Source organism: Polaribacter sp., from assembly GCF_965656025.1.
Lineage (GTDB): Bacteria > Bacteroidota > Bacteroidia > Flavobacteriales > Flavobacteriaceae > Polaribacter.
This window is the reverse complement of sequence record NZ_CBFHJT010000018.1, coordinates 32,127-45,845: the sequence shown is the minus strand read 5'-3', so window position 1 is coordinate 45,845 and position 13,719 is coordinate 32,127. Positions and strand designations below refer to the sequence as shown.

Below are 13,719 nucleotides of genomic sequence, written 5' to 3'. Positions count from 1 at the left end.
AAAAACGTTTTGATTTGGTAATTCGATTAGATAAAAAGAATCGTAAAAATTTAGCTAGCCTAGAAAATTTATATGTAGATACACCAAATGGAAACAAAATTCCGTTAAGTGAATTAGCAGAAATAAAATACACAAGGGGTCCTGCAAAGATATCCAGAGACGATACCAAAAGACGTATTGTAGTTGGTATAAATGTTCGTAATAGAGATTTACAATCTGTAGTGAATGATGTTAGAAACATTATAGACAATCAATTAAAGTTACCTGTTGGATATACCATTACTTATGGTGGTCAGTTTGAAAACTTACAAAGTGCTAAAGACCGTTTATTAGTTGCTGTGCCTATTGCCTTAGTGCTCATATTTATTTTACTATATTTTGCTTTTGGCTCTGTAAAAGAAGCTTTAATGGTCTATTCTGCAATTCCATTATCTGCAGTTGGTGGTATTTTATTATTATGGATAAGAGATTTGCCTTTTAGTATTTCTGCAGGAGTTGGTTTTATTGCGCTATTTGGTATTGCAGTACTTAACGGAATTGTATTAATAGAACATTTTAAAGAGTTAAAAGAAGAAGGAATCACAGATATAAAAGAACGGATAAAACGCGGAACATCAGAAAGATTAAGACCCGTTTTATTAACTGCATCAGCTGCTGCTTTAGGTTTTTTACCTATGGCTATTTCCACCAATTCTGGTGCAGAAGTGCAGCGTCCTTTAGCTACTGTAGTTATTGGTGGCTTGCTAACTGCAACCATTTTAACTTTAGTGGTGTTACCAGTTTTATATGCTTGGTTCGAAGAAAAAAAATCGATTAAAATGAATAAAACAACTACGCTACTAATTATCGGTTTCTTATGTACCTTTTCTGTAAATGCTCAAAACCCATTAACGGTTGAAGAAACATTGGCCTTAGCACTAGAAAACAATGCTGGTTTAAAAGCATCTAATTTAAAAGTAGATCAAAGCAAAGCTTTGGTAAACAGTGCTTTTAGTTTTGACAAAACGTCTATCTATTATTCTTATGACGAAAATAATATTGCCTTAAACGGTCAACCTTTAAAGGTATTTGGTGTTACACAAGACTTTAAATTTCCTACCATTTATTTTACTGATAAAAAAGTAAATAACGCTAAACTCAGTTTAGAAAAAACCCATAATAGTTTGCAGTATTTACAAATTAAAAAAGCAGTATATGCTAATTATTATCAAGTATTGTTCACTAAAAATAAAGCTGAAACTTACCAATATTTAGATAGCCTTTATCAAGATTTTGCAAAAAAGTCTGAACGTAAGTTTGAGTTAGGAGAAACCAATTATTTAGAAATGATTACTGCAAAATCGAAACAAAAGCAGTTAGAAACTCTCTATAAAAAAGCACTGCAAGAAGTAGCGTTTTCTGAACAAAAATTAAAAAGTGTTGTACAAGTAGCTCATTTAGAAATTGCAAATCAGCCACTTCAGAAATTAGCACTTCAAAATATTTCTACAAATGATAATTTAGGATTACACTATTTTAAAAATGCTAAAAACTATCAAAATGCGGTATATAAAAGAGAAAAACAAAGTTTGTTACCAGATATTAGTGTAGAATATTTTCAAGGTACAAACAGCCAAATAAACACAAATTTTATTGGTTATCAAGTTGGGTTAAAAATACCCTTATTCTTTTCTGGCAATGCTTCTAAAATAAAGTCATCTAAAATTGCCAAAGATATTGTAACTGCACAACAAAAGGATTATAAAGTAAAATTAGAGGCAGAATACCAATCACTTTTAGCAACCCTACAACAGTATACAGAAGCTATTAATTATTATGATTCTCAAGGGAAAAATCTAAAAAATGAAATTATAAAAACAGCCAATCGTACCTTTAAAGAAGGTGAAATTGACTTTTTTCAGTACATACAAAGTTTGGAAACTGCTAAAGATATTGAGTTATCTTATTTAGAAAACTTGAATGCATACAACCAAACAGTCATTACCATCAATCATTTAATTTTAAACACCTTTTAAAATGAAAAACTTATACCTACTTTTAATTTCTGTATTTTTTATTGCTTGCGGAAATTCAGAAAAAAACACAGAAACTTTAGAGGAAACCTCCGAAAATGAAAATACAGTTCAAATTAGCAAACAACAATTTGAAAACGAAGGTATGCAGTTAGGCAAGCTTGTAGAACGACCTTTTAATTCAGTTGTAAAGGTAAACGGAATGATAGATGTACCACCAGAAAACAGAGCCAGTGTTAGTACTTTTGTAGGTGGTTATGTTTCTAAAATACCTTTATTAATAGGCGATAAAGTTAAAAAAGGACAACTAGTAGCTAGCTTAACAAATACTGAGTTTGTAGAAATACAGCAAGAATACCAAGAAATTGCAGCACAACTTAGCTATTTAAAAAACGAATTTAATCGACAAAAAACATTGTTTGATGAGAAAATAACCTCAGAAAAAAACTATTTAAAAGCCAAAAGTACCTACAAAAGCAACCTTGCAGTTTTTAATGGTTTACATCGCAAATTACAAATGATGAACATCAACCCTACAAATGTAGCTCAGGGACAAATCACCACAACTATTAACTTATACGCACCAATTAATGGTTACGTAACTAAGGTAAATGTTAGCAATGGTGCATTTGTATCTTCCCAAAGCGAGTTACTAGAAATTATTAATACAGACCATATTCATTTAGAATTAACAGTATTTGAAAAAGATATTTTAAAGATTAAAAAAGGTCAAAAAATAAAGTTTAAAATTCCAGAATCTTCAAATAAAACTTATGATGCAGATGTGCATTTGGTAGGTACATCTATTAATAATAATAGAACCATAAAAGTACATGGGCACTTAGAAAACGAAGATGTCAATTTTATTACGGGTATGTTTGTAGAAGCTGATATTATTGTAAATACGAACAAAAAAATAGCAATCCCAAAAAGTGCTGTTTTAAAGAGTGATGCCAATTATTTTGTATTGGTTTTAAAAGAAGAAAAAGACAACAATGTTTACTTCGAAAAAATTTTATTAGAAGTTGGTTTAGAGAACGAAAAATTTATTGAAGTATTAAATCCAGAAGTTTTAAAAAACAAATCTATTTTAGAAAAAGGTATGTCTATATTTAGTGAAATATAAATTATTAAGTTGGTTTTATTTTTGATATGTTTGTTTTAAAATTAAAAATTATGAAAAAAATATTCCTTGTTTTTGCAATTGCTTTTATTTCTTTAAATATTAAAGGACAAGAAACAGTAAAGAAGTATCCACAAGATATTGATAAAAAATATGAACTAAAATTAAATGCATTTAATTTAATTGCATTTTCTGCATTTGATGCTTCTTATGAGAAACTAATAAACGCAGAGTCATCTTATGGTGTAGCATTGTATTATAAATTTAAAAGTATAGAAGATGATGAAATTGGTTTTCCAAAAAAATTCTCAATAACCCCTTATTACAGAAGGTTTTTCTCTGAAACTAAATATGCAAGAGGCTTTTTTGTAGAAGCTTTTGGTATGTTAAATACCTACGAAGATATTTTTTATAATTTTTCTAATAATAATGATCGAGTAGAAAGCTCTACAAGTTTTGCATTAGGTATTTCTGTTGGAGGTAAATTTGTTACAAAAGGTGGTTTTACTACAGAAGTATTTTTGGGTCTTGGTAGAAACTTAATTAAAGGAAGTGAAGATATGATTGAATATAATATTATTGGGAGATTTGGTATTTCTTTAGGATACAGATTTTAACCAATAATTTAGTAAGTTTGTTATAAATTAAAAAACAATGAAAAAAATAGTTTTAATTGCAACATTTTTAATAGGTGCTCTAGGATATGCTCAGCAAGAAGTTAAGTTAGATGTTGCAGATGCAATTGGTATAAGAAGTTTAGAGTTTTCTTACGAAAGCTATATAAGTGATGTAAATTCTTTTGGAGTTTCTGCCTTATTTAACCTTGCCAAACAAGATGAAAGTTTTAGATATAATGAAAATATGATGATTACGCCTTACTTTCGTCATTACTTTACCTCTGAAGCACAATGGAACTTTTTTGGAGAGGGTTTTGTAGGAATTAATACAGGAAAAAAAGAATCTATAGAAGATTCTGGCAATTACGATTTAAAATACACAGATGCAGCTTTAGGTGTTGCAGTTGGAACTAAATACATTGCAGATGGTGGTTTAACTATAGATGCTTATGTTGGTTTGGGTAGAAATTTATTTGGTTCTGACTCGCCAATTTTAGTACCAAGGTTGGGTCTAAATGTTGGATGGAGATTCTAAACAACAGATTGTAAAATAAAAAAGCCAGCTTTCGCTGGCTTTTTTATTTTTATGATGTTACAACTTCCTCTTTTCTAATTGGAAGATTTTGTATTAAATCTATATATAAATTTACCTGTTTTTTTAAATCTTTACGCTCGTAAATGGCATCTAAAAAACCATGTTCTAAAACAAATTCAGATTTTTGAAAACCTTCTGGCAATTCTTTACCTGTAGTATCTTTTACAACTCTTGGGCCAGCAAAGGCAATTAATGCGTTTGGTTCTGCAATATTAATATCACCTAGCATTGCGTAAGAAGCTGTTGTACCACCAGTTGTAGGGTCTGTACAAAGTGATATATATGGTATTTTTACTTCTGCCAATTGTGCTAATTTAGAAGATGTTTTAACCAACTGCATTAAAGATAACGATGCTTCCATCATTCTTGCACCACCAGATTTAGAAACCATTAAAAATGGTATTTTATTTTGGATAGCATAATCGATAGCTCTGGCAATTTTTTCTCCAACAACAGACCCCATAGAACCTCCAATAAAGGCAAAATCCATAGCAGCAATCACTAAATCTTTCCCTAAAGATTTACCCACTGCAGTTCTAACTGCATCATTTAATTTTGTTTTTTCTTGTGCAGCTTTTAATCTGTCTGGGTATTTTTTAGTGTCTTCGAATTTTAACGGGTCTTTAGAAGTTAATTTTTCATTTAATTCTGTAAACTTATTCTCATCAAAAAATAACTCGAAATACTCTTTACTACCAATTCTTACATGGTACCCATCTTCTGGACTTACATATAAGTTTCTCTTTAACTCTTCTGTGTCTATAATTTTACCACTTGGGGTTTTATACCACAAACCTTTTGGGGTGTCTTTTTTGTCTTCTGTAGAAGTCTGAATACCTTTATCTGTTCTTTTAAACCAAGCCATATTAAGTGTATATTTTTAATTTTATGCTTACCTTTTTAAGCAATAAATGAAATACAAATGTAAAAGTTTTTTCTTTAAAAATACTTTCTAAAGCATGTCTTTATAAAACACAATTCGTTTTACTACGTATTTGTTCATAAAAAAAGCATTTTGACAAATATCAAAATGCTTTTTAAAATATATAAAATGTAGTTTTTATAAAGTATCTACGTTATTTAAGTCTTCGAAAGCTTTCTTTAAACGAGTTTTAAAAGTTTCTTCTCCTAAACGCAACCATTTTCTTGGATCGTAGTATTTTTTATTGGGTTGGTCTGCTCCATCAGGATTACCAATTTGAGTTGCTAAATAATCTGCTTTACCTTGCATATAATCACGAATTCCTTCTGTAAATGCAAATTGTAAATCAGTATCGATATTCATTTTAATAACACCATAACCTATAGATTCTTGTATTTCTGCTTCTGTAGAACCAGAACCACCATGAAATACAAAATCGATATGATTTTCTTCAACTCCATATTTTTTAGTAATATACTCTTGAGAATTTTTTAAAATTTTTGGCGTTAATTTTACGTTACCTGGTTTGTAAACACCATGTACATTACCAAATGCTGCTGCAATTGTAAATTGTGGCGAAACTTTAGATAATTCCTCATAAGCATAAGCAACCTCTTCTGGTTGTGTGTATAATTTAGAAGCATCTACATCTGAGTTGTCTACCCCATCTTCTTCTCCTCCTGTAATACCTAACTCAATTTCTAAAGTCATACCCATTTTGCTCATTCTTGCCAAATAGGTTTTACATATTTCGATGTTTTCTTCTATAGGTTCTTCAGATAAATCTATCATATGAGAACTGTACAATGGTTTACCAGTTTCTTCAAAATGTTTTTCAGAAGCATCTAATAAACCATCTATCCATGGTAATAATTTTTTTGCACAATGGTCTGTATGTAAAATTACTGGCACACCATAAGCCGTTGCTAATTCGTGAATATGTTTTGCACCTGCAATACCACCAGCAATAGCTGCTTTCTGGTTTTCATTAGACAAACCTTTACCTGCTTGAAACTGTGCACCTCCATTAGAAAATTGAATGATTACTGGCGCATTTAAATCTCTAGCGGTTTCTAAAACACCATTAATAGTATTAGAACCAACAACGTTTACAGCTGGTAATGCAAAGCCTTTTTCTTTTGCAAGATTAAAAATTGCTTGTACTTCTTTTCCTGTTGCTACACCAGGTTTTATATTATGACTCATAAGTTTTATTTTTTATTTTGTTGATTCTTTCTGACATCAAAAATACTAAAAATAGCTGCTTTTAGCTTTGTAGTTTGCTAAAAATAACGAAAACGTTATAGACTTTGGCTGTTTTTTATTAAAAAGGATAGTTGATACCAATGTTGTAAACTGCACTTGAAAAGTTGTAGTTCTTAAACCATTTACCTCCCTCTAAATAAGGCTCATAGGTCTTAAAACCAACATCTAATCTTAAAACGAAAAAGTTTAAATCGTATCGAATTCCCATACCAGAACCTATGGCAATTTCTTTTAGTGACTCAAGTCCACTAAATTTAGATGCATCGTCTATAAATTCTGATCCAGAAATATCCCAAATATTACCAGCATCTACAAAAAAAGCTCCTTTTAAGCTTCCAAATAAGTCAAAACGATATTCTGCACTTGTTAAGAATTTAAAACTTCCTACGTTAAATTCTAAACCTGTATTTCTACTTCCAGGACCTAGCTCATAAGTTTGCCATGCTCTAATATCATTAGACCCCCCAGCAAAATAACTTCTTGTAAATGGGATGTCTGAATTATCGTAGGTAATAATTGTGCCTAAAAAAGATCTGACACCAAAAACTGAATTTAAACCAACGTCCCAAAAACGTTTGTATTCGATATCTGTTTTAAAATACTGTGCTAAAGGTATTTTAAATAATGTTTTTTTACCATTTGCGTTGTAATTATCTGATAACAAACCCAATAAATTACCTGAATTTGCCACCCTTAATTTAAAAAAGGTAAAGTTGTTATCTTTAAAATCTATTTGATTATTGTACGTAAATGAGTAGGCTATTATGGGTATTAAAAAATCTGACGTTACAATATTGTATCTATTCTGAATATTTAAAACGGTATCATAATCTTCTGGGTTTGTGGTTTGAAAACCTGTATTGTTAGACGAAACCTCATCTATAAAACTTAAGGCTTCTGTTGCTTGCGCACCTAAATCTGTAGACAAAGGTGCAAAATTAGTACCATTTACAGCATCGTAGTTTTGGGCTACAGCATTTAAATTTCTAAATTCTGAACTGTAAATATCAAAAAAACGATTTACGTTTAAGTTCTGAATATACTGTGTATTAAAAATTTCTAATTGTATGGTTTTTTTGCTGTTGTATTGCCACTTATAATCAGATAAAAATGTAAATGTTTGCCTGTCTAAACCTATGTTTTTTTGAAAACTAGAACCTAAAGAAAATAAGGTTCTTGGATTCATTCTTTTAGGCACTAATTTACTCAATCCAAAAGGGGCAACAAACCTTGGTATTTCTAAAGATGCATCTGCACCAATTTCCCAACCAGGACCATTGTTGGCATTAAAATAAGAGCCTAAAAAAGAAAATTTTAATATTTCTGCACCTTTAAAAGCATTTCTATCAGTTAAAGAAAACTTTGCTGAAGTACCAATATTTCTAATATTAGAGTGTGTCAATTCAGTTTCAAAACCTAAGGTATATTTTTCTTTTGGTGATAAAAATAGGTTCATCCTTAAAGCATCATCTGTACCCGAAATTGGTGTAAACTCTATATTGGTAGACTTAAAGTTTTTAAGTGATTTTAAATGGTTTCTGGTTAAATTGTTTAAAGTATCTTTATAAATATCACCTGGTCTAAAAAAAATAGATTGTGCTAGAAATTTAGGATTGTATTTTAATTTTTCGTGTGCTAAAAAATTAATACCCTTATATTGAATGGTGTCTAAATATTCTTGTCCTTTTTGGGTGTAGGAATAGTCTGTAATAACATTTATCTCTTTTATTTTGTGTATTTTATATTCTTTTTTAACATATTTATTATTTACTTCTACAAAACGATCTTTGGCTATTAAAAAATCTACATTTGTTTTATAATCTGTTCTTGAAGAATCTACATAAAAACCTAGTGCAGATTCATTGAAATTAGAAATTCCATTATTTCTATACATTTTAACAACACGTTCTGCTTCTTTTCTAAACACCTTATCATTGTATTGATTGCCAGATTTTAAAAAACTTTTTACATTAGAGGCTTTGTAAATTGAGTCTAAAACTGGAGATTCTATGTTAACTTTTATGGTATCCAACATTGTAGGTTTTCCTGTTGTAATATGATAGTCTACAGTGGCTTTTTTATCTTTATATCTATGAATGCTATCTTTTACTTTAGAGTCAAAAAAACCTTGATTTTTGTAATATGCCCATAAATTATCTGCAGTTCTTTTTACTTTATTTTCACTAACAATAACTGGGGCATCATAACTTAAAAACCAATTATTTAAGTTTATAAATGTATTTGCGTAAGCGATACTTTGTTTTTCTGAAAAAATATTTTTTATAAATTTATATTTTTTGGGGTTTTCTTTACCCCATTCTGATGGGGTTTTCGGTTTATCGTGATTTCCGAAATTATGAAAATATAGGCCAAAAGGTAAATCTAATAGCCTAGGGTTTGGTTTTTGAAGTATGTATTTCTGAAGCTCTGTACTTTTATTTCTAACACTGTCTACATAAATATAATTTTGCGTAAGCATATGTTGATCTTCCGCAACATGCTTTGTAGAGTTACATGCGCTTAAAAACAAAAAGAATAAAAAGTAAAAAGGAAGTTTTTTCATTACTTTAGCAATACATTCAACACCAAAAATAACGTTTTTCAAGCGTTTATTTATAAATAGATACAATTAATGGGGATTTCTAAAAATCAACTAAAACTAATAACAAGTTTATCACAAAAAAAGTATAGGCAAAAGCATCAATTGTTTATTGCTGAAGGGATAAAAGTGGTAAATGAGCTACTAAACTCTAATTTTACAGTTCACACTCTTTTTTGTACCGAAGATTTTGAAACTTTGCAACCAGAAGATAAAATTACACGTATTTCTGAAAGTGAATTAAAAAAGATTAGTCTTTTAAAAACACCTAATAAAGTTTTGGCCTTGTTTGAAATTCCAGAAGAAAAATCAATTGAAAATTCAGGTTTAATAATTGCTTTAGATACGATAAATGACCCTGGAAATTTAGGAACCATAATACGTTTGTGTGACTGGTTTGGAGTGCAACAATTAATTTGCTCTAAAGAAACAGTAGATTGTTATAATAGTAAAGTGGTACAAGCAAGTATGGGATCTTTAACTAGAGTTGCTATTAATTATATAGATATTTACCAATATTTAAAAGACACAAACTTACCTACTTTTATAGCTGATATGGATGGTGAAAATGTTTACAAAAGCATCTTACCAGAAGAAGGTGTTTTAATTATGGGTAATGAAGCAAATGGAGTTTCTGAATCTATTAAAAAATTAGTTGCTCATAAAATATCTATCCCAAGATTTGGAGAAACACAAGCAACCGAAAGTTTAAATGTAGCTACTGCTACTGCAATTTTATTAAGTGAATTTTCTAGAGCTAAAGTCTAAATTTTAAACACAAACTTACTCAAATGCAAAGTTTAAGAAAATTCCGCGAGTTCCCATAAAATTGATTGGTGCTGTCCATTGACTATTGGGATCATCATCGTATTTAATTTCGTTATTAAACGCAAAAACACCTCGAATAGAAGGAGAAAATTTAAAGTAATATAAATAAAAGTCTACACCAATACCAACCTCATACATAAAGTTATGAGTTTTCATTCTGAACTGACCTGCAGAATTATCATCTTGATTGGCCTCATTACTAGAGAAGTTATAATCGTAAGAAGCACCTGCTAACAAATAAGGACGCATATTTTTATACCGGTCTGTACTAAACTTAAACACTAAAGGTACATGCAAATAGGTAGAACCAATTTCTCTAATACTATCTTGTGGATTGGTTGATGTGCTTAAATGATTAAACAATATTCTTTTCGAATTACTTACCAAACCTGGTTCTAAACGCAAATTTAAATTTTTATGCAATCTTAAATCTGCAATTAAACCTACATTAAAACCTGCAGTTGCTTCTACTGTAATGTTGGCATCTGTTATGCTGCTTTCTCTTAAGTTTAGTTTAAAATCGTTTTGATTTATCCCTAAATAAAAACCATAATGCAATGGTTTTTTATCAAAAGTGGGTAAATATTCTACACGCTCTCTTTGCGCATAAAATGCAATACTGGTGATTAAAAAAAAACAAAAAAACAAACTTGTTTTACTCATAATTATTTACGTGCTGTGTAAATTGTGGCAACTCCAAAAGTTACAGGGTTATCTTCTGTATGTGTAAACCCATTTTTTTTCAAAATATTGTTAAAAGCTTCTCCAAATGGAAAAGAATTTGCAGTTTCAGATAAATAAGAGTATGCAACTTTGTCTTTAGAAAACAATTTACCTACTACTGGCAAAAATAAGTTTGTATAAAGTTTATAGCCTTGTTTGAAAGGAAATTTTGTTGGATTAGAAGTTTCTAAAATAACCAAAACACCTTTAGGCTTTAAAACTCTAGCAATTTCTCGAATGCCTTTTTCTAAGTTGGCAAAATTTCTAACTCCAAAAGAAACTGTTATGGCATCAAAAGTATTGTCTTTAAAAGGCATTTCTTCAGAATCACCCACAATCATTTCTATTTTATGTGATAAATTTGCGCTGGCAATTTTTTGTTTACCTACTTCTAACATTCCCGCAGATATGTCTAAACCTACAATTCTATCAGGGTTTAGATTTGTCATCATTATGGCTAAATCTCCAGTACCTGTAGCAATATCTAAAATTTGTTTTGGGTTATTTTTACCCACGATTTCCACCACTTTTTTACGCCATTTTACATCAATCCCTAAAGAAATTACTCTGTTTAAGCCATCGTAATTACCAGAAATGGTATCAAACATTTGTGCTACTTGTTCTTTTTTACCTAATTCTGATTCTTTGTAAGGTTTTATGTTTTTTGACATTTTAAAAGCTTTATTTTATAAGAGGTAAAATAAATTTACCCGTTAATAGCAACTACTTCGTTTATTTGATTTGGCAACATTTCTTTTAACAAATTCTCTATACCATTTTTTAATGTTGCTGTAGATGATGGGCAACCACTACAAGCACCTTGTAAAATAACACTTACTACTTTATTTTGCTCGTCATAAGATCTAAAAGCAATATTACCTCCATCTCCTGCAACTGCTGGTTTTATATATTCGTCTAAAATATCTACAATTTGTGCTGCTGTACCTTCTAGAGCTATTGCTGGTTTTACTGCAGTAGGCTCAGAAGCATTTGCAGCATCTTCTTTTGGTAATTCTTTAATAATGGTTTTACCTGCTGCTAAATATTCTCTTATAAATGTTCTTACTTCTCCATAAACTTCATTCCACTCTACCATATCATATTTTGTGATAGATATGTAATTGTCAGATATAAAAACTTCTTTTACAAACGGAAAATTAAAAATAGCTTGTGCTATTGGAGATGATGCACTTGCTTCGTCTATATTTTTAAATTCTACATCTGTTTGTGTTAGTGCTTTGTTAGTACCAAACTTCATTACTGCTGGGTTTGGTGTAACTTCTGCATATACTTCTATGGCTTCTTTTTTAGATGATGTTTGCTCGTTTACAACTGCATTACCATCGTTAATGTAAGTCTCTATTTGCTCTCTTACTTCTTCTTGAACATCTATCCATTCTACAATATCAAAACGTTGTATAGCTATAAAATTGGCGGTTATAAATACCTTTTTTACAAAAGGTAAATAGAACAATTGTTGTGCTAAAGGAGAGTTTTTAGCCTCATCTATATTATTAAATTCGTAACTACCACCGTTAATTAAAACACTAGTACTGTTGTATTTAATTATGGTATCGTTGGTTGTTTCTTGTATGGTTATTTTAGTTTCTGACATGTGCTAAAAATTGAATTGCAAAATTAAGGGAAAAAAGATAAATACTATTGCATAATTACTATAAACTTTAAGACGCTACTTTAATGATTTTTTACAACCATTTAAGTAACGTCTTAAAAGTAAATTTTGTAACTTTTTTTATAAATTGATGGTTAAAGTACCTGTAAAAACTTTACTACTAATAGCCAACTCTGTAGAATTTACAGAAGGAAACTGTGGATAAGAATTATAAAAAGAAGTTCTATTATTATCACTATAAGAAAAATCTATTTTTAAGTTACCAAAGTTATAACCACCACCAAAAGAATAACCTTTTAAATTGTCTGAATCTAAAGCGGTTTTTAAAGGGTCTTGTTCAAACCTATAACCTCCTCTTACGCTAAGTCTATCAAAACGCCATTCTGTACCAAGGTTTAATGCATAAGTGTTTCTTAACTCGTTTTGAAAAAACTGATTTTCTCCAGAAAAATCTGCATCAGATAAATTCATATTTGTGTAATTTTTGTTTGTGTAATCTACACTAAACAATCCACTTTTACCAAAAACAAACGCGGCACTTGCTGTTAATTTACTAGGCGTTTTTAATCTATAAATAAAACTTTGTGATGGGAAATTACCTCCAGCAGTATTATCATAAATAACATTATTATTACTTACAATAATTTCTGTATCGCCCATGTAACCATCGTTATTTACAATATTAGACTCTTCTATAATTTCTGTAAACCAAGTTGGTGTTTGATATGCCAAACCGAATCTAAAATTTTTGCTTGCTTTGTAAATAAAACCTGCGTTTAAAGATACTCCTGCTCCTGTTACAAAATTTTCTTGATAAAAATTAGCATCTAATGTATTTCCATTTCCATCATTATTAAACTCTACCAAAGTAGCACGTTGGCTAAAGTTTAAATCGTAAAAATTTAATCCAGCACCAACGTATAATTTATTTTGATGTAAAGCAGAAAAAGCAACACTAACTTCGTTTAATTCGCCATTATAGTTATTATTAAAACGTTGTTCTTCTGCAACATTATAATCTATTGTTGGCGTATTATTGTCTAAAGGAAAATCTCTAAAAGTTGCTATACCACTATTACCAACAGCACTAAAACCATTATTAAAATCTTTTTGCATTCTATAATTAAAACCTATGGCAAATTTTTTCCATTCAGTATTATATGCACTGTCAAAAACTAAAACAGCACCAGCTTGGGTAAAGTTTAAAAATTCATTCTGATTGTTTCTAGAAGTACCATAATAATTACTCGTAATATCTGTATTTCTAGAATTAAAACTACCAGAAAAAGCACTGTTATTAAAAACAGCAATACCTGCAGGATTTATGTTTATTGCAGAAATATCTCCACCTAAAGCTCCAAAAGCACCACTCATAGAGGTAAAACGTGCTGTACCATTTGC

12 protein-coding genes are annotated in these 13,719 nt (G+C 29.9%); 5 read left to right on the top strand and 7 right to left on the bottom strand.

Annotated elements, in window-relative coordinates:
* The 4 genes from ACTG3S_RS05260 to ACTG3S_RS05245 form a co-directional block, all read left to right on the top strand.
* Positions 1-2,015 (top strand): efflux RND transporter permease subunit (locus ACTG3S_RS05260; protein WP_439128318.1); only part of this gene is annotated, 2,015 nt, incomplete at its 5' end.
* A 1-nt stretch (position 2,016) separates the two neighbouring features.
* Complete coding sequence (locus ACTG3S_RS05255; RefSeq protein ID WP_439128317.1) at positions 2,017-3,138, top strand: efflux RND transporter periplasmic adaptor subunit; 1,122 nt, start codon at positions 2,017-2,019, stop codon at positions 3,136-3,138.
* 50 nt (positions 3,139-3,188) lie between these two features.
* Positions 3,189-3,752 carry a DUF3575 domain-containing protein gene (locus ACTG3S_RS05250; RefSeq protein ID WP_439128316.1) on the top strand — a complete coding sequence of 188 codons (564 nt, stop codon included), beginning with the start codon at positions 3,189-3,191 and terminating at the stop codon, positions 3,750-3,752.
* Between the two features lie 37 nt (positions 3,753-3,789).
* Complete coding sequence (locus ACTG3S_RS05245) at positions 3,790-4,287, top strand: DUF3575 domain-containing protein (protein WP_439128315.1); 498 nt, start codon at positions 3,790-3,792, stop codon at positions 4,285-4,287.
* Between the two features lie 49 nt (positions 4,288-4,336).
* Here ACTG3S_RS05245 and accD read toward each other — a convergent pair whose 3' ends face one another.
* The 3 genes from accD to ACTG3S_RS05230 all read right to left on the bottom strand — a co-directional run bounded on the left by accD (position 4,337) and on the right by ACTG3S_RS05230 (position 9,140).
* Complete coding sequence (gene accD, locus ACTG3S_RS05240; protein ID WP_439128314.1) at positions 4,337-5,212, bottom strand: acetyl-CoA carboxylase, carboxyltransferase subunit beta; 876 nt, start codon at positions 5,210-5,212, stop codon at positions 4,337-4,339.
* A 195-nt stretch (positions 5,213-5,407) separates the two neighbouring features.
* A complete protein-coding gene (gene fbaA / locus ACTG3S_RS05235; protein ID WP_439128313.1) occupies positions 5,408-6,475 on the bottom strand; it encodes a class II fructose-bisphosphate aldolase in 1,068 nt (355 codons plus the stop codon).
* Between the two features lie 118 nt (positions 6,476-6,593).
* A complete protein-coding gene (locus ACTG3S_RS05230) occupies positions 6,594-9,140 on the bottom strand; it encodes a BamA/TamA family outer membrane protein (RefSeq protein ID WP_439128312.1) in 2,547 nt (848 codons plus the stop codon).
* 27 nt (positions 9,141-9,167) lie between these two features.
* Here ACTG3S_RS05230 and ACTG3S_RS05225 point away from each other — a divergent pair, with 27 nt between their 5' ends.
* Complete coding sequence (locus ACTG3S_RS05225) at positions 9,168-9,902, top strand: TrmH family RNA methyltransferase (RefSeq protein WP_439128311.1); 735 nt, start codon at positions 9,168-9,170, stop codon at positions 9,900-9,902.
* A 15-nt stretch (positions 9,903-9,917) separates the two neighbouring features.
* On the opposite strand, the gene ACTG3S_RS05220 is transcribed toward ACTG3S_RS05225, so the two are convergent.
* From ACTG3S_RS05220 to ACTG3S_RS05205, 4 genes are all read right to left on the bottom strand, one after another.
* Positions 9,918-10,625, bottom strand: a complete 708-nt coding sequence (locus ACTG3S_RS05220; protein WP_439128310.1) for a porin family protein — start codon at positions 10,623-10,625, stop codon at positions 9,918-9,920.
* A 2-nt stretch (positions 10,626-10,627) separates the two neighbouring features.
* Positions 10,628-11,356 (bottom strand): bifunctional demethylmenaquinone methyltransferase/2-methoxy-6-polyprenyl-1,4-benzoquinol methylase UbiE, encoded by a 729-nt coding sequence (ubiE, locus tag ACTG3S_RS05215; RefSeq protein ID WP_439128309.1) that lies wholly within the window; start codon positions 11,354-11,356, stop codon positions 10,628-10,630.
* A 35-nt stretch (positions 11,357-11,391) separates the two neighbouring features.
* Positions 11,392-12,300: a NifU family protein gene (locus ACTG3S_RS05210; protein WP_439128308.1), complete on the bottom strand. Its 909-nt coding sequence runs from the start codon at positions 12,298-12,300 to the stop codon at positions 11,392-11,394.
* 138 nt (positions 12,301-12,438) lie between these two features.
* The coding region (locus tag ACTG3S_RS05205; protein ID WP_439128307.1) for an OmpP1/FadL family transporter at positions 12,439-13,719 on the bottom strand (1,281 nt) is incomplete at its 5' end.

Coding starts and splice junctions, on each gene's coding strand:
- ACTG3S_RS05255 (WP_439128317.1), top strand. CDS start 2,017: ATGAAAAACTTATACCTACTTTTAATTTCTGTATTTTTTATTGCTTGC.
- ACTG3S_RS05250 (WP_439128316.1), top strand. CDS start 3,189: ATGAAAAAAATATTCCTTGTTTTTGCAATTGCTTTTATTTCTTTAAAT.
- ACTG3S_RS05245 (WP_439128315.1), top strand. CDS start 3,790: ATGAAAAAAATAGTTTTAATTGCAACATTTTTAATAGGTGCTCTAGGA.
- accD (WP_439128314.1), bottom strand. CDS start 5,212: ATGGCTTGGTTTAAAAGAACAGATAAAGGTATTCAGACTTCTACAGAA.
- fbaA (WP_439128313.1), bottom strand. CDS start 6,475: ATGAGTCATAATATAAAACCTGGTGTAGCAACAGGAAAAGAAGTACAA.
- ACTG3S_RS05225 (WP_439128311.1), top strand. CDS start 9,168: ATGGGGATTTCTAAAAATCAACTAAAACTAATAACAAGTTTATCACAA.
- ACTG3S_RS05220 (WP_439128310.1), bottom strand. CDS start 10,625: ATGAGTAAAACAAGTTTGTTTTTTTGTTTTTTTTTAATCACCAGTATT.
- ubiE (WP_439128309.1), bottom strand. CDS start 11,356: ATGTCAAAAAACATAAAACCTTACAAAGAATCAGAATTAGGTAAAAAA.
- ACTG3S_RS05210 (WP_439128308.1), bottom strand. CDS start 12,300: ATGTCAGAAACTAAAATAACCATACAAGAAACAACCAACGATACCATA.